Raw genomic sequence first — 23,601 nt, forward strand, 5'->3', positions numbered from 1 at the left:
GCCCGGAACCGCCCAGCCAACAGACCCTGCCATAGGCACCACCCCCACAACCGCACCCACCGGCCTCTAACCACCACCACGAAAAGGACAACTGCCATGACAACCACCACCGCCCCCGCATCCGCATCCGGTCGTGGATCCCAGCAAACGACCGCGCAGGTTATCAGCCACCGCCGGCACCTTGCCAGCTGGACCCAAAAAGACTGGTACGTTGCCGCGGCCATCGCCGTAGCAATCACCGCCCTGGGAGCCGCGACCGACGCAATTTTCGCCACCGAAGTGCTGAAACTGCTCGTGGGAAACACCTTCCTCGCAGCCCTCGCCGCCACCGGTGCGGTCACCGTCGCAAGCGCCTGTGCATTCTTCGCCGGCCACGTCATCCACCACGGCCACAACAAACGCTGGGGCTGGGCACTGGCCGGGGTCTGGGCCTTGATCGGCATCGGACTCGCCGTCATGAGGATGGTGCATTCACAAATCAAAGTCCCCGTCCCCCCCGACGGTGCTCCCGACGAGGAAATCAACCGGCTCATGCGCAATGCCCTGCTGTCCGATATCGGTCTCGGAGTAGTGATGCTCGTGATCTTCCTGGCCACCGGCATCCTGCTCATCCACAAAGCCAAAGACCTCGGTGACCCCGACCTGCGCCGCATGCTCAAAGGCCTCAGCGCCCGCACTAGCCTGTGGGAGCAATGGGCGGAAGCTCAGGCCAGAGCCATCCAAACAGGAAACCTCCTCGCGCGCCGCACCCACCACATCAGCACCGCGCTCGAACGTGAACGGCGAAACGCACACGACGCAAACCTCGCGATCCGCAATGCCGCCAAGGAAACCTCCGTCGTTGCCCAGGCCGAACTCATCGGAGACCCCACCGCGACCCTCATGACCCGCATCCGGCACGAGGACCGCGCCTATCGCTCCGCCGACAAACGCCACCACGACCCCGACAGCGAAAGCACGAGGGCTAAAAACACCGGCACCGACCCCAAGGAACCGGAAAGCCCGGCCTCATCCAAGGACGAGAAGTGATGGGAGGCGCCGGCCCCAAGTGCCTGCACTGCGGCACCACCACAGTGCCCTGCCCCCTCGACGAAGGATGCCCAGAGATCTGGCCAACCTACGGCGCCAGCGCCTGCCTTCAATGCACCCACGGCTCCAGCTGCCCCGTCCACGGACGCTGCTGGACCGGCACCCAACCCACCCACATCAACCACTAACCCACACCCGAGAGGCCCAGACCATGAACACCACCCCCACAAACGGCCCGACCGACATCGAGCTCTACCTGCGCGACACCGCAGTCCCCACCCCCTATACCCTCCGCGAACGCCTGATCGACTACTGCGCCGGGTGGGCGGACCGCCGGCACCTGTCCACAGCGCAGGCGCAGCCGCGAACCAATGACATCGCCGAGGCCGTGCTGTTGACGCCGTGGGCGGTCGCGCGCAGGAACGAGTACCGGGCGTCCAAGGATCTGGAGACCATCACGCACAACCGCATCGTGGACCCGCTGTGCACCGAGAAAGCCATCCTGCAGGCCCGCATCCCCCTACTTAAAGAAGCCATAGGTGTTGCGCAGGGAAAAGCGGACGCCGCTGCGCACGCCGCCCGTGAGAGCGCCGCCGTGCCCCCGGCCGCGGCGGTCCCCCGCGGGCCCGGTGAACAACACGCCGACCCCATAGCCCTGGCCGCCCGCCGGCAGCGCGAAAAGGACGCCCGCGACGCCGCCACCGCCGCTAGCGCCCAGGCCGCCGCTGCTGCATCCCAAACGGCCAGGACAGCGCACGACAACGCCCTGGAACGCTTGGCCCAGATCGGCGAACGCCTCGTTCTCGCCCAGGCCGTCCTCGATGACCGGGTAGCGGAGTGCCGGCGGTATATCAGCCGGCGCATCAACGTCTACGCCCGGGCCATCACCCGGCAGCATCCGGACGCCCCCGTCATCGCCGAACTGACCGAACACCTCAACCTCGACAAGGACGCTGCTCGGCCCACCGAATCCAAGACAGGTGGTGCCCAGTCCGGTGGAACCACGGTGCCGGGTTCACAGCACGGCCAGGGCCGTCCCGCCTGGCTCAGCGTCGTGGACCCCGAACCCGGGGCCGAACCCGTCTAACCCACGAGCCCTGGTGCTCACCCTGGTGCAACGAGGTGGGCGCCGGCGGCTTGGAAGGCCGCCGCCGTTGGGGGAAACCCTGACACAGGTACCAGCACTGAACAAACACCCGGAAGAAACAGGAGCCCCAGGATGAGCATCTTCGAGAACCTGAACAAACTGCTCGGCAAGCGTCCCGCCGACGAACCGCCCGCCCCGGGATACGAGCACTTCGGCGGCGAACCGGCCGATCCGCGCAACAACCGCTATTGGCGCTCGGTTCCCCACCCCGACCGGATCGCGATCCCGACAATGGCCGACTACCTCATCGAGATCGTCCACCGTACCCGGGCCCACGTGAAGGGGATCGACGACGCGACCGGGCCGTTCCTGTTCGATCAGATAGATGCTGAGGCCGAAGCGGTCGGCGCCGCCATTGAAGAACGCTACCGGGACCAGATACGCACCGAACAAGGCCTCTGGGCCGACGAGGACACCCTCGCCTACCGTCAGCAGCAGAAGGCCGAAATCCTCAAAGCCCAGCTCCAAATCGCCGACACCGACTACCGGGAAGCCAGGGACGCCCTGCTGGGTGAACCCGGTGCCACACCGGCCTGGAACGCCGGCATCACCGGCACACGGCACACCCCCGCGCTCCCAACCCCCTCGGTGGCGCCCAGCCCGACATCTGACAACACGGTGCACGCCGCACCCGGGCCCGACCAGCGAACCGACCACACCGCCTCAACCCCCAACGAGAGGAACGCGGCAGCCAACGCAGCCAGCGACACTGCTGAAGCCCAGGACGAACTCGACGAGGCCGCCTAACCCCGCACAAAAGCCTGGGCCCGGCAGGTAATGCCGGGGCCCAGGCCCCCTCTTCCCGGGAGGGGAAACCCTCCCACCAGTGACACGGCGCACCAGCGTCAACACCCCGATGAAAGAAGGAACCCATGCGCACCACCACCGCCCCCGCCATCACCGTCCTGGCTACTACCGCCCTGGCCGCGCTTGCCCTCACCGCCTGCGACGGGCCCGCCATCGGCGCCGAGACCGAATGCGCCCAGCCCGCCGCGCTGTCGATCATCGTCGCAGCCCACGCCAACGCTGCGCCGGCCCTGCCCGCCGAAGTCGCGTGCATGGTCCGGAAAACCATCGAGGCCGGCAAACCCATAAGCATCATCCGTGAGGATGGATCACCCTCCGTCATCCAGGCACCCCACGTCTCCATGATTGGAGCTGCGAGCAAGGACAACGACATCAACAACGCCAAAATCACCCTTAGCCGCACTATCTCCGGCATCGAAGCCAAGGCGGATGGAGACAACCCCCTCGCGGCCCTGGAACTGGCCGGCAGGCTCACCACCGACACACCCGACGCGACCATCGTCCTCATCGGCCCCGGGCTCTCCGACCACGCGCCCCTGGACCTAACCGTCCCCTCCCTGGCCAGCGCCGACCCCACAGAAGTCACAGCCCAACTCAAAAACCTCAAAGCACTGCCAGCCCTGACCGGACGCACGATCCACTGGTACGGGCTCGGTGACCACCACGGCAGCCAGCCCGCCCTGACCAGCCCACAACGGCAGAACTACCAGGACATCTACACCAGCGTCCTCACCGAGGCCGGCGCCACGGCCGTTTTCCACGCCGGACCCGCGAGTGCCGGCAGCACCTCCCGACCCGTCGGGAACCACACCATCCGTCCCGTGCCCGCCGCTGAACAAGAAGCCATCGACTTCCCCAAAACCACCGGAGGCACCCGGGTATACAGCAACGCCAGCTCCCTCGGGTTCGCCCCCAACAGCACCGATTTCCGCGACCCCGCCGCCGCGGCCCAGACCGGGAAGGAACTCACAGCCTGGCTCGCCGAGAACCCCGCCGGGCGCATCACCATCACCGGCACCACCGCAACCGCCGGGACACCAGAAACCCGTGCCACGCTCTCCACCGCCCGCGCCCAGGCCGTCTGCGACCAAGCAATCGCCGCCGGGGCAGACCCCGCCCGGCTCACCGCCACCGGTGCAGGGAACACCTTCCCCGGATTCATCCCCGACATCCTGCCCGACGGGACCCTGAACCCCGCCGCAGCGGAAACCAACCGCACCGTCATCATCACTTTCAGCCTCTAACAAGGGAAACCGCCGCAATGACCAACCCCGCCTGGGCAGCCCTCATCACCCGAATCCCCGCCACCAACGACCTGCCCCTCACCACGCTCCTGGACCTGATCGAAACCTCCAACGCAGACGTCAAAGCCCGCACCGGCAACGAGATCGCCCAGGCCCTCAGCCCCCAGGAACGGGCGCGCTGCCGAACCGCGGCAGCACTCGCCCACACCCAACCCCACCTGACCAACGCCGCCGGGGACAACGCCGGCCAAGCCTGGGCCATCACCCAGATGACAACCGCCGCCCGGATCTACCGCCGCCACGCCAAAAATGTCATAGCCGAAATCGCGGCCAACCCCTTCACCTACCTCCGCACCCACCCACGGGCCCTTGACCCGGCACCAGCAAAAGAGACTTCACCAAACCCTTGACAGCCCACGCAAACGACATGGGTCGGACCACCGACCCCGAGAGACGAATCCGCGGGAAAACGAAGACACCGGGTACACCGCCCGCCCCGTACACATGCCGCACCGGTATGGAGACACAAGGGAGCTAAACCAAACAAAGCTGGATTCATTACTTTTTGCTTTTCGCGCGGTAAAAGTCTCGGATGCCGCTGCGGGAGGGGGGAAACCCTGTTACAGGTGACACACCCTGCATCCGGCAGGGCATCACCAACACCAGATCACAAACGAGCAAGGGAAGGAGGTATGCCATGTACAGCGTCGAACCCATCGGATGGTGGATGCGGATGTGGTGGGGATCCCAGTACTTCACCCCCGTCATCGCCTAAACCAGAGCCGGGCCGGGTGCCTCACAACTTGGGGGGAGGCACCCGGCCACCCAAAGTGCCTAAACACCCAAACTGACGTCAAGGCAAAAACTGGGCTGACAACCAAGGCAAAACCCTCACACGGATGAACGCACTGCGCAACCGGCAAGGCAGCAAAGACAAAACCCAACGAGCAGCAACGACAACACCAAGGAAAAGAACCATGGCTCAGTGCAAAAAGTGCTTCACAATCACCAAAAACTGCCCCGGCTGCAAAGGAGGTACCGCACACGGGCTCCTGGGCAAACTCACCTGCACCCAATGCAACAACACCGGCCAGCAATGCCCCACCCACGGGCCCCACTGGAAATAATCAACCCCCGAAATTCCTGGGTGCTGCCCCATGGAGCGCAGCACCCGGGAAGTCGCGGATATCCGGGACAAACCCCAAACACGCGAACGCGACCACCCCGAAAGGGCTACAACAAAATGTCCGACTGGAACGACGTCATCACCGCCCTAAACCGCGTCCCCGGCATCCGCACCTGGCGGCCCCAACCCGGCACTACCCGCAAACTGCAGGCAACAATCAGCACGGATGACCATGGCGAAATGACCATGGTCATAGACAACGACAGCCGCGAAGACTGGCTTCAACTCCTCATCACCGTCTCGGACACATCAGACGCCAAGATCTGGGCAGCGGCCGGCTGGTGCCTCAAGGACATGCCGACCATAGGCCTGGCACAGATCGGGGACGGGATCGTGATCCGCCACGGCATCCTGCTCCCCCACGCCGATCCCCACGCAATCACCCACGGCATCAACCTCACCGTCAGCGCAGCGACCACCCTCTACGACAGAACCACCGACGCCCAAGCCGGCCCACCGCCCCGGTCCCCGCCAGCGGACGGGGGGAAATCCTGTAACGGATGAACACACCCTGCAGCCGGTAGGGCACCAGCACACCAACCAAAGAAACCAGCACCACCTCAACGAAGGAGAAAGACCATGAAACCCAGCACAGCATCCGCTGCCAACCGGATCCGCCGCGGAGCGGCCGCCGCCACACTGACCGCGCTCCTGCTCACCGGTGCCGCTATCCCCTCCAACGCCGCTACCGGCCACACCGTCACCGTGAAGTTTGGATCCGGCCTGTGCCCAGCAGGGGGTACCGTCACGGCGGTGCAATTCGGATCAGCGGAGGCCCTTATGTCCGTCCCGAAAAAGAATGGCAACAGCGCCAGCATCAAAATCAAAACCGGTTCCCGCTACGTCACCTTCACCGGAACCGCCTGGTGCAAAAACAAATGGTTGAAACCGGTCACCCCCGCCTACTTCTCCAAACGCGTCTACGTCAAAGCCACCCAAACCACCATCAACCTCTAACCCAACCTCAAAAGTACCTGGGGGCGCCCAGCACACCCGGCGCCCCCAGCACCCAAACACCACACCAACAGCAGAAAGGACAAGATCATGCGAGTCCCTAAAACCCTCATCGTCGCGGCTGGCACAGCCGGGCTCATCAGCGGCTCTCTCTGGGCCATCGAACCACACCTGCCGAATCAAGACCCACCCACACAGCAACAAGTCCAGCAAGAACACCACGACCGGCAGAGCAGCGACCTCGCCGACGCTGACCAAGCCAGCAAAGACCGGATGCGCGACGAAGCCAACGATCACATGAACGCAGAAAACGCCCAAAAAAACGGCGCCCACGAACCCCGCCCGAAGATCAGAATCCGCATCCCATGAACCCCTTCAGCACTCAGGCAGACACCGGAGACCTCGTGGCAGCCCGAAAAGACTTCGCAACCACGCTTACTGACGAACTCACCAACACCGTCAGCGTTAGGCGAGGCACTCGCGGCCTCGTCCGCCAACGTGCAGGAAAACGCCTCACTGTAGCGTTCGACACCAGTTACGGCCTGACCGAAGCCACCGTCCACGCCCGAGACTGCCGGCTCATCCGACACACCGCGAATGAGAAACGCTTCATGAACTGGGCCCAACTCAAGGCGTCCGTCCGGGTAGGTGCCCTAATAGCCCTAACCGCCCCGATCGCCTGGTTCATCATCATCTACTGGGCCGAGACCGGATCCCCGAACGGCGTCATCGAAGCCCTCACCATCTCAGCAATCGAATCCACCCTCGAACTCCCCGGGCTCATCCTCACCCACCCCACACAAACACTCATCTGGCTCGCCGCCGGCGCCCTAACAACCCGGATAGCTCTCGGATCCCGACCACGTTTCCTCCGCAACCGCAGACGCTAAACGGCCTGCTCTCGGCCCGCCCCTACGATCACACGGCATATCTGCGGAACCGCGGACCACCAGCCCAGTGGGGAACCCCTGTTATCGGTGTGAGGACACACCAGCGGCCGCCAGGACTCGCGCGAATTGTTGCCACTGAATAAGGGGAGACAAAATGCCACCCACCGCACCTCATGCCAAAGCCAGGATCCGCATCACCAGGAGTGTCTTTATCAGCCTTACAGAAGCGGGCGACCTCGAAGCTGCCCCGAAAGATAACGTCACTTTGAATCGGCTCATTTGCCCCCGCTGCCGTAAGAAACGGTGGTGGAGGCGAGACTCGGAGAGCCACTCATTTACAATCTCAACAACTAAGGCAGAACGGGCGGTGGTGGGGGATGTCTGAAGCTGAAGATGAGCAGCTCACGGTAGGACCTAGTGACGTAGCGAATGATGCAACCACAGAACCTGTTATCAAGATCATCAGCACCAGGACGTATCTTGAGATCGCCGAGCACTATCTCAACGATCACGTCGTCAAAGAAGACATTCAGGTGGGCAGTATCGACCTTACTTTCGCAGAAGCCACTAAGGTCATGGCCGCAGATTTGGCCGAATTCTTCCGCGCGCGGGGGAAATTACATGGGGTAGACACCTTGATACCAGGCGAAATCAGCAATGCGGCTGTTCTCGGAATTCCGCGTGAAAACGGGAAGAAAAAGATATACCCGGTGAACGTAGCCTTCGGGATGACCTTGGGGAAGATTCGCAGCCGTCGCATCGTCGAGGGGATCAATGATGCGATTGAGCGAATGGCAGCCCACCGTGATGCGGACGGGCAGCGTAGGCTCCGGGCTCAGCTTAGTCTCTATAAGAAGGCCACTAACTTCACGAAAATTGGCGCAGGAAACACCTATACAGTCACGAGCGCCATCGACCATGCCATCAACCTTGTCTCCATAGCCTCGGATCGCGGCGGTTCCCCCACACTGGCTGCGGATACTTTGAGCCGGATCATGGCCTGCAAAGCAGCAGAGGAAAGCACTGTTGGACCTGCATTCACTGCCATCAAGTCAGCCAGCCTACCCGCCGAAGTAGGCTCTCACGCAGACCGGCTGGAAGTGCAGGTAAGGGGTACTCTGGACAACCTTTTGCGCTGGGACGAGGCCCTCGAATATGGAGAAGTCTCCAATCTAACGGGAGCACTCGACCTGGCCAGGCAATGTGCGCAGATGGACTACCTCCAAAACGAACAACTCGACCTTCTTTCTGATGATGTTGCCCGGCGTATTCATCACCCATTCGGCCTCATGAACGTGACCGGCCACGCAGGTATGGTCGCGGGCTTATACCTATACACAGGAGAAGCCCCGTATGAAGTGCTGAAGCTCGCTAGTGCATATATGGACGCTTCCGCTGCTGAGCAGCACTTCTCGACCGGCGATTTCGCGGCACTAGTCAACGCCGCCCAATCGAGTTTGGACAAGGCTGTAAAGAACAGCCGTGTGCGCTGGACGGGCAAAGTCACCCTCAGGCCGACAGCGATGGACATCCTTCGCTTGCTTGCCGCTACCACCGCAAAAGCTATCGATAACCCCGGAGACCCGGAGTGGCCGGAGGGGCTTCTGGAGGAACTTCTACGAAACTATGAAGTCCGCCCCGAAGACTTGCCAGCAGGGGTAAACCTACTGAAGAAAGCGTTCTCGATCTCGATGGAACAGTCTGGGACCGGACCGCTGGCATGGTGGGACCCTTCAACTAAATGGAATACCACCGGCAGCCGAATCATGGAGCGGATTGCCACCTTCGATTACTCCATGACCAGCGAGGACCGCGACGACCTCAAGGCAAAGGCTGACAAGGTCCTCCCCTTCAAAAGGCTGTCCGAACTCCGCGACAATCTGGTGCGTGGTGAAAGCGAGTTTTCTCAGACCGTTCGCAAGGGAGAGGACCGCAGCGTTTTCATCCATGAGTCTCTTATGGAAACGAATAAGTGGTTGTGGAAATTTGGTCGCCTACAGGCCATAGAATTCTTCGCCGCGGTGAAGCACGAGAAGGAGAGCGCTTACCGTTTCCTTCGCGGTATCACTGCAGAACGCGTGAGCCCGGGCCCGAAGGCCCCTGTGTCGTCGAGTCATCATCAAAGCCACGGCGACAACGGCACTGTTCAATCCCCGAAGGACTGGTTCTCCATCGCTACTAGCAAAGACGCCACCCTCGCGCTAATGAGGGAAGGTGCCGGGGCCAAGTCGAGCACGGGGCCGCGGACAACCGCGGATCTCCTGTTGGACATCGTTACCAGGGCCGAAAACTTCCCATACACAAGGCCAGCCCAGGGACGATCAATACCAGACTGGATCAGCGAACGCGTCGATGAGCTTAATCTCCTGGAAGAGGACATGGACGATCTAGTTGACCTGTACCAACGAGATGAACTGAGCAGCCTGCTGGAGGCAGTAGTCCGCGCGCTCAAAGAAAAGGAGACCGGGCAATGAACACGCACCAGAAACCCGTCCTTGCCGTCGAATCCAGCATTGACTCCTTCTATGTTCAATGTTTGGAACCACAGGCTGCTGCGCCCACAATTAACGTCGGTGCTGGCGACAACGTCACCGTTGAAGTTGACTTAGCCCGTCCTCAAGCACCGGTCTCCGTCGCTATTCATGACATTAATGCCGCAGCCGTTAACCTTTGCGACCTCTTCGGTACGGCAACGGCCCAAGAACTGATTCGCCAGCAGTCAGAAACAGCAGAGGCGAAACCTATCTTGACCTTCAGCCCGGGCCCTGGCTGGCCAGGCCTGGTTGCTGCCGCCTATCAGCAATGGACCATGTTTTGGAATCCCTTGCCGCTGGACGGCGCTCTGTACGCTCTCGATACGGTTGCCGCCGCACATCACAATCGGGCCTTCGACGGCGCCCGCACCGCAAGGCGCTACGCCGAGGAAGCGCTCCCGGCTGGACGCACACTTGGCCGGCTACTGGCCGCCGGCCAAATCTCTGAACTAGCAGTACCACAGGTACGGGCAGCAATAGAAGCGTTAGACAGGAATCTATTGCCAGGCACAATTCAGCCTGAGGTTGCTTACCCCCTTCCGTTGCCGCTGTCAGAACTGGACCGCAACTCCATCCTCTACCCCGCCGAAGCCATCAAAACTGCCAAAGAGGGATTACTCCTTATCGGCTCCCCCGATTGGCGTCTTTCCAGCCTCGGTCTCGGTCTCGCCGCTACTGCTGAGGACACAATCAAAGTCACGGAGCATGCCAAGAACCCCCACGCTATAACCATCACCGTCCCTGTTGGGACCGATGGCACACACGACGGCTACCAAGCAGTTATCACCGAGCCTTATACCGGGTCCGTGATAGCGCGCAGCAGCCTCAAACGGACGGGGCAGGTTCTACGTGGCCACAGCCTTCCCGTGAGACCCATAAAACCTACGGACCACGTAGACATCCAACATCCAAGCCTTCAGGCGCGACCGGAACTGGATCCTCAACAGCGAATCATTGATCGCGGCAAGCGCGACGCAGCCAGACAGCTCATCCTTAGGCGACTTGGCCAACTGACGTACGAAGGACCGCTTCCGACAACACTGATAGAGCTTGCGCAGACCGGGCACCTGCTTGCTCCGGCGGAGGACGAACGGCTCGTTGACGACCTTGAGATATTCCTTTTCACGCTGCTCGGGAACGTAGCAATAGCAACTGCCAGCCGCAGCGTGGGATCGGCCAGCAAGAAAGAATGGGCGGAGTACACCTCAACCGCCACAGGCGCCAAGGTCTACCTTGACGACCAGGGAGACAGCGTCAGGATCTGGCTCAAAGACTTGAAGAAGCCAGGGCATATCCACCTCGAAGTCGTTGTTTCCGTCACTTTTAGAACGCCAACAGGACTTCAAACAGCCGAGAGCAACCCAACTACCATCAGCACAAGACAGCCAAACCACTACGTCGCTGTCTCGAGGCCGCTTCCCGGTGCTGCAATCGACCATGTTCAAGTTCGTATCAGGCCGGGAACAAGGGACTGATGGCTGCAGCAGCGGGTCACCACCGTGGTTAGGGATGAGGCCGAGTTCCTTCGTCGGCGTCAGGAGAAAAAGGAACGACGCGCGCGACGAAAACTTGCCCTGCGGCAGGAGCCGGCAGATACCAAGTCCGATATTTCCCTGATCAGGGCAAATACGCGGCCCTCTCGCTCTTGGACCGGGGGCTATGGCACAACCAATGAAAAGCACTCCGACTTCACTGCCGTTGCAGGACGTTCTGATTTTCTCAAAGCAGTAAACCGTGAGGTGCTTGACGCAACCATTGACGCCGGTTTGGCACTCATCGCCCCCGAGCGGGTAAGAGTAGAGCTCTCATTCGCCATCGTCCGCAGGGCCCGTTTGTTCAGGACGCGACACTCCCACCTCCTTAGCCAGGTCATCAAATGGAATGCCGACGCTTCGTTGCCGCGCGTACAAGGGCGTCAAAATTATGAGTGGAGCATTGAAGACGTCTACCTGCTCCGAGCGACAGCTGCCTTCAATAACCGGACTAATGTCTCACTCGGATCCGCCTATACCACTGATTTGGAGTGGCTTCGATCCAACAGCAGCGACCCCTACATCGCTGTCGAATGCAGGCTATTGCTCGCCCAAAATCACCTCGAAGAAGCGCTACAAAGTAGAAAGCAGCGTCAACATTTTCTAAACCTGGCCAAGAGCGGCATCGCCCATATTTTTCAACGTCCGCGTCGAAAAATAGAGCGCGTCCGGCAACTTCTCGATGAGATTTTGCAGGCCGACAATTATGCAGGTATAACAGTTCCGCGTTCTCGCGTACGACTGGCCATGTCTTGGCTCGACCGAGATCCAATTAAGGCCCTTCATGCTATTGACCCAAGGCGCGCAGCACCAAGCCCGCCAAAGGATGAGGACGCTGGCCGGGCTCACGCAATCCTCGCCGTCGAGAGCATCAGCACTCTCGCCTATGAGGGAGCGGGCACTGCTGTTTTGTCGAACATGCGCAGGACTTACGCACGCGCTCTCTCCGCTGCGGAATCAATAGATTCAGCGAATCTCGAGCAACCAGATTTGGTCCGCTTGGCGGATGCGCTAAGAGTCATCGCTGTTACCCATCCCGACGGCTCCTGGCGGGCTGATCACCTGCTTTTTCAGCTGTGTCCAAACCCCCATCTTCCATCCGTCAGTGCAAAGTTGGCTCTCCTGTTGCACTCTCACTACCGAGACAAGTTCTTTACGTATCGCTCCATAACAGATATATCCAATGCACGCATATATGTCGACGCTGCTTTCAGAAAAATGACCGACAATACGCCCGAAAAGATGATCGCGGCTGCTGACTGGCTGATAACGCATTATCTCTATTCCGGCGCGACGTCCTTGGATGTGGACCCGGTGCCTATCCTTGACTATTTTGACGAGTTCATGCCTGATTATCACCCAATGCGAATAGAATTCTTGACCTACATGGGCATGTCTATTTCACGTTCTCCAGCAACACTCGAGAAGCACATCGATAGACTTGTTGGATACTGGGAGAAGCACCTCGAATTAGTTAAAGACATGGCGCAAAGAGGGCAAAACACGACTGCGCAGTTAGCCGAAGCCCTAGAGAACACTGCCATCTCACTGCGCTTACGCGCACGAGCAAATGATGACTCACGAGATTTAGCTCGAGCTCTAAAACTAAGTCGTGAAGGCTATGATCTGGTGGGGTACGACGACCGCCTCAGAACAGCTGCCGTGTACTCATACATACTCAATGAGTGGTCCATTAAGGAAGGATTGCCGGAGGATAGAGCAGAAGCCGTCGATATCCAAACAAAGGTTTTACGTCGGGTGCGAAACAAGGCAAAACGCGACATTCTTCATCCTGTTAGTGTATTGCCTGGTCGGTGGGCACTGATGAGTAAGCTACCACGGATACTGGAAATGACTTTTCCCGTAACCCGCGACGAATCCGAAGAATGCTTCGAGGCTTTGACTTGGCTAAATAATCACTGCTTAGAGGATGATTCCGCAGATCTGAAGACGTCTCTTTCTGAAGCAGCACTACTATGCCAATCTGCACTTTCTTCCGACGAGTGGGAGTACTCATCTAAGCTAGCTCTGAAGGCTCTAAAGCGGGTAGAACGCACCCTTACGTCCGTGGAAAACCCGTATTCGGCGCTCTACTTCGTTCAGGGCCTCTCATCCATTGGTGCAGTTGCCTTCGCCAGCAGAGGCAACTCTTCCCAAGCAGCCCAGATACTGGAACGCGGAGCTGCCTTAAGAACTAGAATTCAGCTCCAGCGCCGCCGATACGAAACGACACCCACTGAGACGGAGGATACCTCCGCTCCATCAACGCATACCACCAGAGTTTCCAGCCTTGAAAATTACCACCAAATCAAAGGGTTGGCAGCCGCCCTATCTGCTCCTTTGGTGTACCTCTCAGCTACGGAAGCAACGGGTCTTGCCGTGGTTGTAACAGCTGAAACGTGCCGGTCAATTTTGCTTCCCGAGCTGACCCTGGCGAAAGTTAACCAGTGGCTTGATCTCAGTTCAACGGACATGAGTGTCCGCCAAGAATCTCGAGGTATCCCTGTCCGCGGAGCGCGGGGGGAACAATCACCAGCGCGAACTGCAGTCGACAAGATCATCGCAGAGGCGGCCTACACCATCCAGTCCTTACAAGAAATGCTGGCTGAAACTCAATGTCAAACGGTACACGTGATTCCGGTTGGTCAGACAGCTGGTCTCCCTTGGAGCTACATATTCAGCGTTGCCGTAACCATCAATCCATCCGCCACTATTCTAAATAGATCACGCATGCAGACGAGTGGGAATGGGCCGCGTATATCTATTACTGCGCCAAGCCCTTGCCATCATGAAGGTGAGCACCTAGAGCACCTGAAAAATGCACGAAAAGAAGGGCTATGGTTGAGCGAGAATGCTGGTTTCGACAGTTCTGCCACGGGACCCGCCGCGACGCGTCACGCTTTTAATGAAGCCCTCAAAAGCGGACCTGAGGTATTGCACGTGGCCGCGCATGGTTCAGTGAACACCAGAAGTTGGGGTGATGCGGCCCATCTAATTTGGGCTGATGACGAGAACTCGATAGCCGAGACTACTTCGCTTCCCGAATTAATGGAGCTCGATGCGAGCAACGTGGGGACCGTGTTCTTAGCGGCATGCTGGGGAGGTGCCCCAAATCGGACTTTGCCTGATGAGTCAATCAGCTTTCCTACCGCGTTTCTTACAGCGGGAGCCAAGTCTGTCATCGCTCCGCTCTGGCCCATCGACGACGACGTCGCGTATGAATTGGCGACCCTCTTTTACGAGTACTGGAAACTTGACGGCATTTCCCCAGCGATCGCTTTGAGGATGGCTGCTACTAAAATGAGAGATGCGCATCCTGACTCTTCAACATGGGCTGCCTTTATGCTTGCGGGTGACATCTAATCAAAGGCATTTTGAAGCAATTGCTTGGTGAGTGCAGAGTTCGCGAGCCCTTCGCGTGGGTGCGTGGAATGTAGTCAACCCGTCCGTCCTCACGGACTAAATTCAAGGTTGCGTCTACCCTCACGCCACGATGCCCTCCACCAAGGTGTGCCCACCAAGTTCGAATTTTTGTCACCCTTGACCACGTTCCGGGCTCTGAGCGAATAGACTCGGCCACACCTAGGCACCCTCCGCGTCTTCGGCCCAATCTAGTGCGGCGGCAAGATGCCTTTCATCCGGGAGCGCCTCCTGCTCATCTCGGGGGAGTTTGTCGTAGGTGTACGCGGCAACGGCCATGGGGGAGGTGGATCGGCCGAGACTGTACCGGACGCTGCGGTCGTTCTTCGTACCGCAGATGAGAATGCCGATGGTTTTGTTGTGATGGTCGCGGCGGAGGACGTCGTCGACGAGGGCGACGTAGAAGTTGAGTTTGCCGGCATACTCGGGCTGGAACTTGCCTGTTTTGAGTTCGATGACAACGTAGCCCGTTAACCGCACTAACGCACCCAGCATCCGCTGGGACATCAGCTGAATTGTCCAAAGTTCTTTGGACGGACCAAGACGAGGACCCTAGTGGCACGAAATGAATAATCAGCTAGTCCCTGTACTCGGCAAGTCCGTACCTTCGGAGTCTGGCTCGACCCATTCCAGAGCAGCCACGAGGTGTCCTTCGTTGGGCAGCGCCCGTTGTTCGGCGGCTGGGAGTTTGTCGTAGGTATAGGCCGCTACCGCCATAGGAGATCTGGAGCGCCCAAGGCTGTACCGGACGCTGCGGTCGTTTTTCGTACCGCAGATCAGGATGCCGACAGTTTCGTTGTGGAAGTCACGGCGGAGGACGTCGTCAACGAGGGCGACGTAGAAGTTGAGCTTACCGGCGAATTCCGGCTGGAACTTGCCAGTCTTCAACTCGACAACCACATATCTGAGCTGTTCTACGTGGAAGAAGAGCAGATCGACGTAGTAATCGTCGCCGTCGACGTCGAAGTGCACTTGCCGCCCGACGAAGGAGAAGCCGGGCCCCAGCTCCTGCAGGGTGTCGGTGATTTTTCCGGTGAGGGCATTTTCGAGGTCACGTTCGGCGACTTCGCCGGAGAGTCCAAGGAACTCAAAATTGTAGGGGTCCTTTGCCATCTGCTGCGCCAGCTCCGAATCGGGGGCTGCAAGATGTTGGGTGAAGTTTGATGGGGCCGCACCGGTGCGTTCCATGGAGCGGTTCATCATCATGTTGAGCAGGACGTTCCGGGACCAGCCATACCGGACGGCTGCGGCAGCGTACCAATTACGCTCCTCCGTGGAGCTGGCCTTGTCCAAGATTGTCCGGATGTGGCCCCAGGGCAATTGCGCCACAGCCTGTGGCACATTTGGTTCATCTTCCCAAGCGCGGACCATTGCTGTCATGTATTGCAGGTTGCGGGGCGACAGGCCTTTCATCTCAGGGAAGGCATGCCGCAGGTCCGTAGCCAGCCGGTTGATGACCCCGCTCCCCCAACCGTAATGGTCCTGACGCGCGAGGATGTCTTTCCCGATTGACCAGTAGAGCTCGATGAGCAAGGCGTTGACGGTCCGCTGCGCCTGAATCCTGGCGCCGCTGACTCGCTTCTTCAGTGACTCCAACAGATCCGCGTAGTCGGCCGGCAGGTCGATTTCTGAAGTCCTCATGACTCCACCCTAGTGATTCCTATTTGTGCCACAGCCTGTGGCACAAATAGGAGATACATGTCAGTTGCGGAAAAGGAACCCGCCTGCCGGCAGAAAGCATCACCACCGATGGACGAAATAGCTGATTAAGCTGTATCGAAAGAACCATCTGGGGGTGACAGTGGCTCGGGCTCAAGATGCAGCGCCGCACGCGCGGCGCTCTGCGCCGTATTGGGAGTGGGTGGAGATGTACCGTCGGGGCATCGAGTCCGCGAAGATCGCGGAGGTCTGCGGGTCTGCGCCGAGCACTGTCCGTTATCACCTGCAGATCGCGGCGAAAAGGGATCCGGGTCTTCGCGACGAGCATGCAGCGGCCATGCCCGTAAAGGTCCCGTCCCAGACGGCTCTGCAAAGGATGCACGACCTGATCTCGTTCTATCAGGCGGAAGGGCGGCTGCCGGCAGCCCATCCGGAATCCCCGGACGAGCAGGCCCTGGCCAGCTGGTTGTACCGTCGGCGCCGGGAATCAGTAGAGGGAACCCTCTCCCCCGCCCTTCGCGAAGGCCTGAGCGTCATCCCCGACTGGGACCAGGCCTCCCCGTGGAAGGCGGAGGCCGAGGCCCGCTGGCAGCGGCGGCTGAAGGAAGTCAAAGCATTTCGCAGGGCTGGTGGTGAATGGCCGCGGCACCAGAAAACCGACGACCCGGTCGAGCGCACACTCGGGGTGTGGCTGCACGGCCAGCGCATCAACTACAACCACGGCAAGCTGGCACCCGAGAAGAAGTCCCAGCTGGACAAAGTCCTGCCGGAGTGGCGCGAGGGCAGGCCCCGCGGCCGCCGACCGCAAAAGTTGCCAAACTAGGGAAGGGGCCACCGAGCGTCCCCATGGCCCTCCCTACTTCAGGCGTTGCCTATTTGGATGGGCCGCTTTTGGCCCGTTCCGCACCCACCGCCCCGGTGCGAGCCTTTCTGGCCTTGGCGGGGGCTTTATTCATGTTGACGGCCGCGCTGGGGTGTGTTCCCTCGCTGCGCTCGGCTGCGGTACGCCCGCGGACTTGGGCATCGGTCGCGCCGGCAGCTGCCAAAGATGCCGCAAAGACCTCATGCCGCTCGGCGGACCCGTACTCAGCAGCTGAGGTGCTTTCAGCCTTCAAACCCTGGTCCTGAAGCCCGCTGCTGGCCTTGCCCGTGACGCGGTTCTCGATCTCGCGGCCGACGCTTTCGAGGCGTGTGAACAGTTCGTTCTCAGCGCGTTCGTATCGCTGTTCCAGAGACGCCCACTGCGAGCCGATAAAGCCGCCCTCGGCGAGGAGCTTGGCTTCGTGCATCTCCTTGGCTGCCTTCACAAACGCGGGGTCTTTGAAGTGGGAGTCGTTGGCGCCGTTGACGGCGGCGGTGGTTTCTTTCCGCAGCTGCTCAAGGTCCGGGCCATTCACGCCGTCCTTGCTGATCAGGAACATCCGTTCCCTGATGTCTGCATCGGCAGCTGCAACGGCCGCCGGGGTTTTGGCGTTGTGTGCCCTTTGCAGCGCCTGTGCCAGCTCGGGGTTGGCCAGGTACTCCACGGGGACCTGGTGCCGCTCCATTTCCGGGGCCAGCTTCTGTGCCTCGGTGCGGAGTTCTTCAGCCCGGGCCGCTGCGAGCAGCTGCATTGCCTTTTCCTGTTCGGCGGCCGCCTTGCGCGTCTCTTCCTGGCTCAGTGCCAGCGCTTCCCGCCGGGACCTTTCTGCCGTGATGGTCTGAACAGCAGACTCCAGGTAGGCCGTGTCCGCGCCGACGTCGTGGGTGTCGATCCCGTAGCGGGTCAGGACTTCGTGCCGGATCCGGTCCGCGGCCGCCAACGCCGCCGGGTCATGGTCTTTCCAGCCTTCTGCCACGGCATGAACGGTGGCGATGTCATTCGGCTGGGCTTTGTCCCACCACTGATCCTTCTGCACCGGTGAGAGTGCTGCTTGGACGGTGCTGCGTTGGGCAGCCAGGTGTGCCTGCGCTTCGTGCGCTGCCTGGGCGTCATGCTGTTCCTGTTGCCGCATCAGTTCCTGCCGCCGGCGGGCCAGGGTTTCGGCAATCCGCGAGGCGATCAACAGTGACTGGCGCATTCCGCTGTCCAGGACATCATCGATTCCATCTGATTCACTCATGGTGTTCCCCCTTGCACTTGGTGTGATTCGTTATCGGTCGAGCACAGGACCTGGTTTACGCCCCGTGTCTTGGTGGGTTTTCGCAGGTGTCGGCGTGGTGGGTACTGCCAAACCTGGGCGGATGGGAGCCATGCCGCGGAGACCCAGTTCCACGGACTTCGGCACAGGCGTATGGCTTGATGCGGCTTGTTCCGGTGCGCCCACGGCGGCCGGCTTGGGCATGGTCGCGGCGAAGGGCTTCAGTTGTTCGGTCACCACGGCGCGGATCCGTTGTGCTTCCCTGGTGCGCCCGGATTGTTGGTGCATCTCGTGGATGGCAAAAGCGGTGTTGACCAGCTGCAGCATGAGGGCCGCTTGGGCCGCCGTTTTGTCCTTGCTCGATGCCGCCATGAACAACATCGCTGTCCCGGCAATGGACGGGAGTGCTACGGGTTTGCTGTACTGGCGTGGTGCGCGCAGCTGGGCTGTGCGGGACAGCTCGGCAGCGGTCGCTGCCAAGGGTCCGGGCGTCGCTTCCAGGCGATGTGACCATGCCGCGAAGGCCCCTGATACTTCCCGTGCCGCCTTGGCCCAGGTGGCGTGATCATCACGCGGTAGTACCCGCAGCTTTTCAACCAGCGCTGTTGCGTTGCGGGTGTACTGAACCCACACATCCGCTGAAGGGGTTGCGTTCTCGGGACCGGTCCTGGAGACCTTGCGCTTGTTGCGCGCCGCCGCGTTCCATTCCGCTGCCGCCTCGGTCGCCAGGTGCGGAGAGTCAGGCCATTCCTCACGCAGGGCGCCGAGCTTCAAGTCGGAAGCAAGAGTGCCGCCGCCGAACCAGATAGGGCGCTCCCCAGGCTTTGGCCGTTCAGCGACTGAGTAGCCCACGATGACGTCGGTGGTGTTCTTCGCGTAGCGCGGCCGGACCAGCAGCCCGGTGTCACGGGCACGTCGAACGAACTCCGCTTCTGTCGCGGACGCGCTGGCGCTGGCGCGCACTTTCCTGGCTAGGGATGCTCGGTGCATTTCGCGCATCTCCCGGACGGCGGTGGCCTTCTCGGCCCGGTCGTAGCCGCGGGTGGCGTGCACGCTGGAAAGCTCTTCCAGGCCGTACTTGGTTTCCAGTTCCCGGCAGGTCTGATGTGCTCGTTTGTAGTCGCCGTGGGTGGAGGCTTTGGTGCCGTCTTCGCGGACGAGGGACACGGCGATGTGGATGTGGTGGTTCCCGTTCTCGCTGGTGCCGTGGTTGATCGCCACCCACCGGCACTGCGCTTTTCCGCTGGCCTCGGTGAAGCCCATGGCGTCCACGAAGTCGTTCGCGATGTCACCCCACTGCTGGTCCGTCAGGGCACCCTCTTCCGCGCGGAGGCTCAGGGAGCAGTGCCACACATCGGCGTGCTTGTGCCCGTTCGGCACCCGTTCCTTCTTGACCGGGTCCCAGCGGTAATCCTTCTGCAGCACCTCGACGCCGAAGCCCTTCCTAGGCTGGTCCAGATGCTTCGCAATCGCCACCGCGTCGTCCTTGTCCAGGACCCCGTCGTCGTACCACGCCATGATCGCCGCGTCACCGGCAACCAGGTGCGGATCGGTGTGCGCGTTCTTCGTCTTGTCAGTATCGGTGGAGGCCAGGTACAGCAGCAGCCCCGACATCCGGGAACCGCGCGTGATGTTCGGAATCATCGCCCTACATCAACCCCTCGATCGTGCGGTCAATCCGCATCGCCACCTCACGCACATACGCCAGCGCCGCCTTGGCATCCTGAGGGAATTCATCGCCCGCGTTCGCGTGCCTCGCTATCTGGTTGACGTTGTTCGACACCCGAGCCAACAACGTATGGATCGCCATCAGTTCAGCCATCGCCGCCTTACGTTGGGTCGGCGTCTCCGAGCCCTCCGACAAAGCAGCGGTCAGCAAAAGGTTCGGGACCGTGACCTTCTCCCGCGCGGCCCGTGCGACCAGGGCTGCTTCCTCCTCCGCGGTGACCCACACATCACGGCGCTTCTTCGTCCCCGCCGGGGAATTCGCACGGCGCCGCTTCGAAAGGCGGGAACGCGAAACACTCTCCTCAGACACGCACTCCCCCATCCCTCAAACGGCCACTCAGTTCAAAAAGCCCAGCGCAGCGACCCCGAAAGCGGGGACCACACAAGCCAGTGTGCCAAGCAAACAACCACAGGGCCGTGAGCGACACGCCATTTACACCCGTGTAAATGTATAGCTTGCTCCGCCGCAGTTGGCTTTCGCGGCACGCCGGGCCGCCTCCCCGGGGCAACCTCCTGCCGCCGGTAGGCTGGCACCGTCTGTACAGCCAACCTTGGGGGTCACATGCTCACAGAACACGACTACCCGGACCAGCCCGCGGCCCGGGTCCAGATCTGCACCTACCGGCAGGCAACCGACTCACGCCCAGGGCGGATCTATCTGCAACTCGGCGTCGAGCGGGACTTCAACCCGGCGAACCTTCAACGCCAGCGAGATGCCGAAGAACGTCTCAGCGGCGGCACAGACCAGGTGTGCGGAAGCATCGACAATGTCGCAACCCGCCACCTGCAGGACCTGACCGGAACAAGAGCCCGCATCGTCGAAGACGGCTACGCCGTCAGCATCGAAATGCCCATCCCGGACGCCACCGAAGACGCCCCGCACCAGCCCATTTCCGGCGCCGGCACAGATGCCGGCCCGGCGCTGACGGCGGACCAGGAACTGGTCCTTCCGGAACTGGTCCAAAGCATCGAAACCGTCCTGCCCCCGCAGGAACGGCACCACACCCAAACGCTGGCGCTGATGGTCGCCCAGGACATCCCGTCCACGGCAGATGTGATCAGCTCCAGCGACCGGGTAACGCTCGCGGAGGTCATCGCCCACCACGAACACCGGATGGACAGATACACCCCAATGCCAGTCCCGGCGTCGATAAGACTCGCCGAACTCTCCTTCCCCCAACACGCCAGAGCCGCGCTCCACTACAGCACTGACACCACCTCCCCGGGACCGGCAGGCACAGCACGCCCACGCCACACCGTCCCCGACCTTGAACGCTGAACCGCAACACCACGAAAGGCAACCGAACACCATGGCTTCCATCAACATCGAAGAAACCAAAAACCAGGCCCGAGCCCTGCTCAACTCACGCATCAAATCCGTCGAAGAACTCGTCCAAGCACGCCAACGCGTCGCCGACCTCAAAGACCAGCTCGCCACCGCTGAACGCGACGACAAACGCGCCTACGTCAAAGCCACCCGCGACGGCTGGAGCCCCGACGAACTCAAAAAGCTCGGCCTCGAACCAGCCGCCGCAGGCCGCCGCCGCAAAGCCCAAGCCAAGGCCACTGGCGTCCCCGCAGACGCCGCGTCAGGCACCGATTCAGCCGAGCCGGAAACCGTTTAGGAGAACTAAGCCCCTCACCCACATGGGCACGGCAAAAGCTATCTACCTTCGGGCTTTTCCCGCACACATGTGGACGACGGGACCCACCTGACCGGCTGCACACAAACGCCAGCACACCACCAGCCGGCACGTCACCACCGGGACCGGCGAATGTGCACAACCTGGAAACGAAGCGAGTCACCAACGGGCACCTTCCCCATGGGTCAAGACAGGCGCCGCCGACGCGCCTGTCGCGGGGTCATGCTTCTTTCAGCAGGGACGACATCCACCGTTCAGACGGGGCCGGCTTCGGGCAGCGACGGAACCGTGATCAGTGAGAAGCTTCTCAGGCGCCCGGGGGCCTTCCAGCCGGGTCGCCGGCGGTGACAACCACAAGCTGCAGGGCGGCGCTCATCACCACCACGTACCGCGGGACCGCGTGATCCAAGCAATGGCGCCTACCGCGCGGACCGGTGTCACAAACATCCGCCACGACGAAGGCCGGCACCCGATAGGTGCCGGCCCTTTTTCGCTGCTTTGGGACTAAATCTTCTAAGCGTCGGAAGGGATATCACCGTCAGGGATCTGACCTGATGCGATACGCTCCGCAGTCTTCTCGTAGGCCGCTTCAATGTAGGCTTCCAAGTCGTCTTGGCGTACCCGCCAGATGCCTCTTCCACCGAATTGCGCGGCCCTCAAGTCACCGCTTTTGACCAGTGCATAGACCAGGGGTTTGCCGAGGTTCAGGATCTCTTGGACCTCGTCCAGGGTGAGCATCCTCGGGAACGGCGCAGCCGTCGGCGCGGTCGCCTTGTTCACTTCATCGGTACCCTTCACCACGGCTACTTTCCCTCGTCCCGGTGTCGTATTTCATCCATAGTTCTCTGCCCGCGCCGCAGCTCCCCGGCCTTCACCGGAGGCCACGGCTTGCCGCCGTTGTACTTGCGCTGCAGACGCTTCACCTCACGCATGCTGGCCCTGACAATGAAGTCTGACACGCTCGTATCACCCTCTTCAGGCTTGCCGGCTTCTAGGAAAGCGGCACGGACCTGTTCCGCCTGCTCCTCCGTGTAGTAGGGCGTGAAGGCAGCAATCTTCTTCGGCCTAGGCATCCGGTTCCTCGTCGGCTGACGCCTGCGGTGGTGCCGCCGGAGTAATGCGCTGAAGCAGGGCATCGTGGGCTTCCTGGAGTGCGCTGGCCCGGGCCTCCGCGGCCGCGGCCCGGGTCCCAGCGACCGTCGCAGCGGCTGCAGCCTCACGCTCGGCAGACCGCGCCTGCTCCAGCTGCTCCCCGGTGGAGGCAAGCTGGCGTTCCAGCTCCGCCAACCGAGAGGTAAGTTCCGCGACGGTGGACTCTTTTTCGGCGGTGACCTTGTCAAGGTCGGCGACCAGTTCGGCGACCTCCTCATTCAATTCCTTTTTCTCCTGCGCCCACACTCCCTCAGCTGCGGCGTGACGTTCGTTTGCCGCCGCGGATGCTTCCGCCCAGCACGAACCGGCCAGGCGGGCCGCCTGTTCCAGGATCGACGGCGGCGTCGCGGCCACCTGTCCCCCGGCGGCCTGCTTCTCCTCGACCCACTCTTTCAGATAACGGGTCGCGTCCGCGTTGCTCACGCCCGCCGCGGCGCGCACCGTGGACACCGTCGGCCGGCGCTCAGCGCTGATCTGCTCGGCAGCAGCAAAAACACGGTCTTTCACACTCAATGTCACGGCGCAGACCTTTCAGCGAAAGAAAATAGTAGGAGTA

At 61.2% G+C, this 23,601-nt stretch carries 23 protein-coding genes; 15 read left to right on the forward strand and 8 right to left on the reverse strand.

The annotated features are described in order from the left end of the window. Nucleotides 1-96: 96 nt before the first annotated feature. The 12 genes from FNL14_RS11055 to FNL14_RS11110 all read left to right on the forward strand — a co-directional run bounded on the left by FNL14_RS11055 (nucleotide 97) and on the right by FNL14_RS11110 (nucleotide 14,686). A complete protein-coding gene (locus tag FNL14_RS11055; protein WP_142059999.1) occupies nucleotides 97-1,029 on the forward strand; it encodes a hypothetical protein in 933 nt (310 codons plus the stop codon). 211 nt (nucleotides 1,030-1,240) lie between these two features. After that, on the forward strand, nucleotides 1,241-2,116 hold the full coding sequence (locus FNL14_RS11060; RefSeq protein ID WP_142060002.1) for a hypothetical protein: 876 nt from the start codon (nucleotides 1,241-1,243) through the stop codon (nucleotides 2,114-2,116). Nucleotides 2,117-2,248: 132 nt separating this feature from the next. Beyond that, nucleotides 2,249-2,923, forward strand: a complete 675-nt coding sequence (locus FNL14_RS11065; RefSeq protein ID WP_142060004.1) for a hypothetical protein — start codon at nucleotides 2,249-2,251, stop codon at nucleotides 2,921-2,923. A gap of 125 nt (nucleotides 2,924-3,048) precedes the next feature. Continuing rightward, the gene (locus FNL14_RS11070) at nucleotides 3,049-4,227 is read left to right on the forward strand and encodes an OmpA family protein (RefSeq protein WP_142060006.1); all 1,179 of its coding nucleotides are present in this window, start codon (nucleotides 3,049-3,051) and stop codon (nucleotides 4,225-4,227) included. A 17-nt stretch (nucleotides 4,228-4,244) separates the two neighbouring features. Beyond that, nucleotides 4,245-4,637, forward strand: coding sequence for a hypothetical protein (locus FNL14_RS11075; RefSeq protein ID WP_142060008.1), 393 nt, complete (start codon nucleotides 4,245-4,247; stop codon nucleotides 4,635-4,637). 833 nt (nucleotides 4,638-5,470) lie between these two features. Continuing rightward, the gene (locus FNL14_RS11080; protein WP_142060010.1) at nucleotides 5,471-5,917 is read left to right on the forward strand and encodes a hypothetical protein; all 447 of its coding nucleotides are present in this window, start codon (nucleotides 5,471-5,473) and stop codon (nucleotides 5,915-5,917) included. 75 nt (nucleotides 5,918-5,992) lie between these two features. Next, nucleotides 5,993-6,370 carry a hypothetical protein gene (locus tag FNL14_RS11085; protein ID WP_142060012.1) on the forward strand — a complete coding sequence of 126 codons (378 nt, stop codon included), beginning with the start codon at nucleotides 5,993-5,995 and terminating at the stop codon, nucleotides 6,368-6,370. 87 nt (nucleotides 6,371-6,457) lie between these two features. Then, complete coding sequence (locus FNL14_RS11090) at nucleotides 6,458-6,736, forward strand: hypothetical protein (RefSeq protein WP_142060014.1); 279 nt, start codon at nucleotides 6,458-6,460, stop codon at nucleotides 6,734-6,736. After that, on the forward strand, nucleotides 6,733-7,257 hold the full coding sequence (locus FNL14_RS11095) for a hypothetical protein (protein WP_142060016.1): 525 nt from the start codon (nucleotides 6,733-6,735) through the stop codon (nucleotides 7,255-7,257). Before FNL14_RS11090 ends, FNL14_RS11095 begins: the two co-directional genes overlap by 4 nt. A gap of 377 nt (nucleotides 7,258-7,634) precedes the next feature. Further along, nucleotides 7,635-9,731: a hypothetical protein gene (locus tag FNL14_RS11100; protein WP_142060018.1), complete on the forward strand. Its 2,097-nt coding sequence runs from the start codon at nucleotides 7,635-7,637 to the stop codon at nucleotides 9,729-9,731. Next, the gene (locus tag FNL14_RS11105; protein ID WP_142060020.1) at nucleotides 9,728-11,266 is read left to right on the forward strand and encodes a hypothetical protein; all 1,539 of its coding nucleotides are present in this window, start codon (nucleotides 9,728-9,730) and stop codon (nucleotides 11,264-11,266) included. Before FNL14_RS11100 ends, FNL14_RS11105 begins: the two co-directional genes overlap by 4 nt. A 24-nt stretch (nucleotides 11,267-11,290) precedes the next feature. Further along, nucleotides 11,291-14,686: a CHAT domain-containing protein gene (locus FNL14_RS11110; RefSeq protein ID WP_142060022.1), complete on the forward strand. Its 3,396-nt coding sequence runs from the start codon at nucleotides 11,291-11,293 to the stop codon at nucleotides 14,684-14,686. Between the two features lie 219 nt (nucleotides 14,687-14,905). Here the strand turns inward: FNL14_RS11110 and FNL14_RS11115 are convergent, their stop codons facing one another. Together FNL14_RS11115 and FNL14_RS11120 are read right to left on the reverse strand one after the other, a co-directional pair. Continuing rightward, nucleotides 14,906-15,250: a PDDEXK nuclease domain-containing protein gene (locus FNL14_RS11115; RefSeq protein ID WP_255470793.1), complete on the reverse strand. Its 345-nt coding sequence runs from the start codon at nucleotides 15,248-15,250 to the stop codon at nucleotides 14,906-14,908. 66 nt (nucleotides 15,251-15,316) lie between these two features. After that, the gene (locus tag FNL14_RS11120; protein WP_142060024.1) at nucleotides 15,317-16,384 is read right to left on the reverse strand and encodes a YhcG family protein; all 1,068 of its coding nucleotides are present in this window, start codon (nucleotides 16,382-16,384) and stop codon (nucleotides 15,317-15,319) included. Between the two features lie 154 nt (nucleotides 16,385-16,538). Here FNL14_RS11120 and FNL14_RS11125 point away from each other — a divergent pair, with 154 nt between their 5' ends. After that, nucleotides 16,539-17,225, forward strand: a complete 687-nt coding sequence (locus tag FNL14_RS11125; RefSeq protein ID WP_255470794.1) for a helicase associated domain-containing protein — start codon at nucleotides 16,539-16,541, stop codon at nucleotides 17,223-17,225. A 49-nt stretch (nucleotides 17,226-17,274) separates the two neighbouring features. Here FNL14_RS11125 and FNL14_RS11130 read toward each other — a convergent pair whose 3' ends face one another. The 3 genes from FNL14_RS11130 to FNL14_RS11140 are packed head-to-tail and all read right to left on the reverse strand — an operon-like array spanning nucleotide 17,275 to nucleotide 20,560. Then, complete coding sequence (locus tag FNL14_RS11130) at nucleotides 17,275-18,504, reverse strand: hypothetical protein (protein WP_142060025.1); 1,230 nt, start codon at nucleotides 18,502-18,504, stop codon at nucleotides 17,275-17,277. Between the two features lie 30 nt (nucleotides 18,505-18,534). Beyond that, nucleotides 18,535-20,166: a relaxase/mobilization nuclease domain-containing protein gene (locus tag FNL14_RS11135; RefSeq protein ID WP_142060027.1), complete on the reverse strand. Its 1,632-nt coding sequence runs from the start codon at nucleotides 20,164-20,166 to the stop codon at nucleotides 18,535-18,537. 4 nt (nucleotides 20,167-20,170) lie between these two features. Next, nucleotides 20,171-20,560 carry a MobC family plasmid mobilization relaxosome protein gene (locus FNL14_RS11140; RefSeq protein WP_255470795.1) on the reverse strand — a complete coding sequence of 130 codons (390 nt, stop codon included), beginning with the start codon at nucleotides 20,558-20,560 and terminating at the stop codon, nucleotides 20,171-20,173. Between the two features lie 252 nt (nucleotides 20,561-20,812). On the opposite strand from FNL14_RS11140, the gene FNL14_RS11145 reads away from it, so the two are divergent. Then, nucleotides 20,813-21,529 (forward strand): hypothetical protein, encoded by a 717-nt coding sequence (locus FNL14_RS11145; protein WP_142060030.1) that lies wholly within the window; start codon nucleotides 20,813-20,815, stop codon nucleotides 21,527-21,529. A gap of 31 nt (nucleotides 21,530-21,560) precedes the next feature. Continuing rightward, nucleotides 21,561-21,875, forward strand: coding sequence for a hypothetical protein (locus FNL14_RS11150; RefSeq protein ID WP_142060032.1), 315 nt, complete (start codon nucleotides 21,561-21,563; stop codon nucleotides 21,873-21,875). A gap of 531 nt (nucleotides 21,876-22,406) precedes the next feature. On the opposite strand, the gene FNL14_RS11155 is transcribed toward FNL14_RS11150, so the two are convergent. The 3 genes from FNL14_RS11155 to FNL14_RS11165 are packed head-to-tail and all read right to left on the reverse strand — an operon-like array spanning nucleotide 22,407 to nucleotide 23,564. Beyond that, entirely contained in the window at nucleotides 22,407-22,694 is a 288-nt protein-coding gene (locus FNL14_RS11155; protein ID WP_142060034.1) for a helix-turn-helix domain-containing protein, read from the reverse strand. Between the two features lie 2 nt (nucleotides 22,695-22,696). Further along, complete coding sequence (locus tag FNL14_RS11160; protein WP_142060035.1) at nucleotides 22,697-22,966, reverse strand: hypothetical protein; 270 nt, start codon at nucleotides 22,964-22,966, stop codon at nucleotides 22,697-22,699. Then, nucleotides 22,959-23,564, reverse strand: coding sequence for a DNA-binding protein (locus tag FNL14_RS11165; protein ID WP_142060037.1), 606 nt, complete (start codon nucleotides 23,562-23,564; stop codon nucleotides 22,959-22,961). Before FNL14_RS11165 ends, FNL14_RS11160 begins: the two co-directional genes overlap by 8 nt. Between the last annotated feature and the right edge of the window lie 37 nt (nucleotides 23,565-23,601).

This window comes from Pseudarthrobacter sp. B4EP4b (genome assembly GCF_006680095.1).
Lineage (GTDB): Bacteria > Actinomycetota > Actinomycetes > Actinomycetales > Micrococcaceae > Arthrobacter.

Coding starts and splice junctions, on each gene's coding strand:
- FNL14_RS11135 (WP_142060027.1), bottom strand. CDS start 20,166: ATGATTCCGAACATCACGCGCGGTTCCCGGATGTCGGGGCTGCTGCTG.
- FNL14_RS11085 (WP_142060012.1), top strand. CDS start 5,993: ATGAAACCCAGCACAGCATCCGCTGCCAACCGGATCCGCCGCGGAGCG.
- FNL14_RS11160 (WP_142060035.1), bottom strand. CDS start 22,966: ATGCCTAGGCCGAAGAAGATTGCTGCCTTCACGCCCTACTACACGGAG.
- FNL14_RS11075 (WP_142060008.1), top strand. CDS start 4,245: ATGACCAACCCCGCCTGGGCAGCCCTCATCACCCGAATCCCCGCCACC.
- FNL14_RS11150 (WP_142060032.1), top strand. CDS start 21,561: ATGGCTTCCATCAACATCGAAGAAACCAAAAACCAGGCCCGAGCCCTG.
- FNL14_RS11070 (WP_142060006.1), top strand. CDS start 3,049: ATGCGCACCACCACCGCCCCCGCCATCACCGTCCTGGCTACTACCGCC.
- FNL14_RS11130 (WP_142060025.1), bottom strand. CDS start 18,504: ATGAGTGAATCAGATGGAATCGATGATGTCCTGGACAGCGGAATGCGC.
- FNL14_RS11095 (WP_142060016.1), top strand. CDS start 6,733: ATGAACCCCTTCAGCACTCAGGCAGACACCGGAGACCTCGTGGCAGCC.
- FNL14_RS11100 (WP_142060018.1), top strand. CDS start 7,635: ATGTCTGAAGCTGAAGATGAGCAGCTCACGGTAGGACCTAGTGACGTA.
- FNL14_RS11065 (WP_142060004.1), top strand. CDS start 2,249: ATGAGCATCTTCGAGAACCTGAACAAACTGCTCGGCAAGCGTCCCGCC.
- FNL14_RS11060 (WP_142060002.1), top strand. CDS start 1,241: ATGAACACCACCCCCACAAACGGCCCGACCGACATCGAGCTCTACCTG.
- FNL14_RS11080 (WP_142060010.1), top strand. CDS start 5,471: ATGTCCGACTGGAACGACGTCATCACCGCCCTAAACCGCGTCCCCGGC.
- FNL14_RS11105 (WP_142060020.1), top strand. CDS start 9,728: ATGAACACGCACCAGAAACCCGTCCTTGCCGTCGAATCCAGCATTGAC.
- FNL14_RS11145 (WP_142060030.1), top strand. CDS start 20,813: ATGCTCACAGAACACGACTACCCGGACCAGCCCGCGGCCCGGGTCCAG.
- FNL14_RS11120 (WP_142060024.1), bottom strand. CDS start 16,384: ATGAGGACTTCAGAAATCGACCTGCCGGCCGACTACGCGGATCTGTTG.
- FNL14_RS11090 (WP_142060014.1), top strand. CDS start 6,458: ATGCGAGTCCCTAAAACCCTCATCGTCGCGGCTGGCACAGCCGGGCTC.
- FNL14_RS11055 (WP_142059999.1), top strand. CDS start 97: ATGACAACCACCACCGCCCCCGCATCCGCATCCGGTCGTGGATCCCAG.
- FNL14_RS11115 (WP_255470793.1), bottom strand. CDS start 15,250: ATGTCCCAGCGGATGCTGGGTGCGTTAGTGCGGTTAACGGGCTACGTT.